Source organism: Actinomadura logoneensis, from assembly GCF_003428695.1.
GTDB lineage: Bacteria > Actinomycetota > Actinomycetes > Streptosporangiales > Streptosporangiaceae > Spirillospora > Spirillospora logoneensis.
This window is the reverse complement of the sequence record NZ_QURH01000564.1, coordinates 1-1,675: the sequence shown is the minus strand read 5'-3', so window position 1 is coordinate 1,675 and position 1,675 is coordinate 1. Positions and strand designations below refer to the sequence as shown.

The window sequence follows — 1,675 nt, the reverse complement described above, 5'->3', positions numbered from 1 at the left end:
CGGCGGTGGGGGCGCGGGCGCGGGCGGGCGTTCGGGGCGCCGGACGGCCTTGCGGACGACCGCCGCCGCGTCGATGACGCCGGGCACGCGGAGGGCGGCCTCGGCGACGCCCTGGAGGACGTCCGGGGCGAGTGCGTCGGGGACCGTCATGACGTCCTCCCAGTCGCGCCGATGAACGCGACGACCTCGTCCGCCGCGTCCAGGAAGTAGAAGTGGCCGCCGTCGTAGAGGCGGGTGCCGAACGCGGCGGCGGTGCGCTCGCGCCACGCCCCGAGCGTGTGCAGGGGCGCGCGCGGGTCGTCGGTGCCGGACAGGACGGTGATCGGGCAGTCGAGCGGCGCGCCGGGCGTCAGCGTGTGCCGCTCCCAGAGGCCGAAGTCGGCGCGCAGCAGCGGCAGCAGCGAGTCCAGGACGTCCGGGTCGTCCGCGATCTCCGGTTCGATCCCGCCGAGCGCGAGGATCTCGGCGCGGAAGTCGTCCTCGGGCAGCGCGTGGATCGGCCGGACGCCGCCGGTCCCGGGCGCGGGCTGCGCGGACAGGAACAGGTGCTCCGGTCCGGGCCGGCCGCGCGCCCGCAGCGCCAGCGCGAGTTCGTAGGCGAGCGCCGCGCCGCACGAGTGCCCGAAGAACGCGTACGGTCCGGCCAGGACGGGGCGCAGCGCGTGGACGAGCACGTTGACCAGCGGCGCGACCTCGGTGAACGGCTCCTCGGCGATGCGGTTCTGCCGTCCGGGGAGCTGGACGGCGATCAGCTCGACGTCCGGCGGCAGCAGCGCGGCCCAGTCGGCGTAGGCCGCCGCCCCCGCGCCCGCGTGCGGGAAGCACACCAGCCTGCGGGTGTGGCCGGGCCGCCGCGCCCGCCACACGTACGGGCTCTCCGGCACGAGTTCACCCAGGTCAACGGTCATCGGACGCGGCCTCCCCGGTCTCGGTCACACGGCGCAGCCGGGGCCCGCCGTCGGCCCGCGCGATCTCCGGCCAGCGGGACGCCAGGCCCGCGACGGTCGGGTAGCGGAACACCGAGCGGATCGACACGCGCGCGCCGAGCTCGGTGCGGATGCGCCCGATCAGCCGCGTCGCCCGCAGCGAGTTGCCGCCGTTGGCGAAGAAGTCGTCGTCGATGCCGATCGGGCCGCGTTCGAGGACGTCCTCGAACAGCTTGGTCAGCGCCTGTTCGCGCTCGTCGCGGGGACCGCGCGGCGCGCTCCCGGACATGCCGGTGATCTCCGGCAGGCGCCTGCGGTCGAGGCGTCCGCGCACGGTCCTCGGCAGCTCGTCCAGCTCCATGAGCGCGGCCGGGACGAACCGCTCCGGCAGCCGCGCGGCGACGTGTCCGCGCAGCGCGTCCGTCGAGAGCGCGTGCCCGTCGGCGGCGACCACGTAGGCCGCGTCGCCGACGGCCGCCGCGTCCGCCACGTCGGGACGCGCCAGCAGGACGGTCCTGACCGCCTCCTCCCCGGCGGCCCCGTCCGCGTCGAAGCGGAACATGCGCGCGCCCGGCGGGCCGAACGGGTCGGCGACGAACCGTTCGGCGGTCCGCGCGGGGCGGCCGAGGTAGCCGCGCCCGACATCGCCCGTCGCGTACCGGTCGCCCGTCGCGTACCGGTCGCCGGTCGCGTGCCGGTCGCCGGTCCCGGCCCGCGCGAGGGACGGCCCGAGCACCCGCGTCCGCGCG

The 1,675-nt window shown here is 77.3% G+C and carries 2 protein-coding genes; both read right to left on the bottom strand.

Annotation, left to right across the window (positions count from 1 at the left end; translation table 11 throughout):
* Positions 1–146 precede the first annotated feature (146 nt).
* Positions 147–908 (bottom strand): thioesterase II family protein, encoded by a 762-nt coding sequence (locus tag DZF91_RS24190; protein ID WP_117359588.1) that lies wholly within the window; start codon positions 906–908, stop codon positions 147–149.
* The coding region (locus DZF91_RS24185; RefSeq protein ID WP_235834517.1) for a phosphopantetheine-binding protein at positions 898–1,675 on the bottom strand (778 nt) is incomplete at its 5' end. The genes DZF91_RS24190 and DZF91_RS24185, both read right to left, overlap by 11 nt.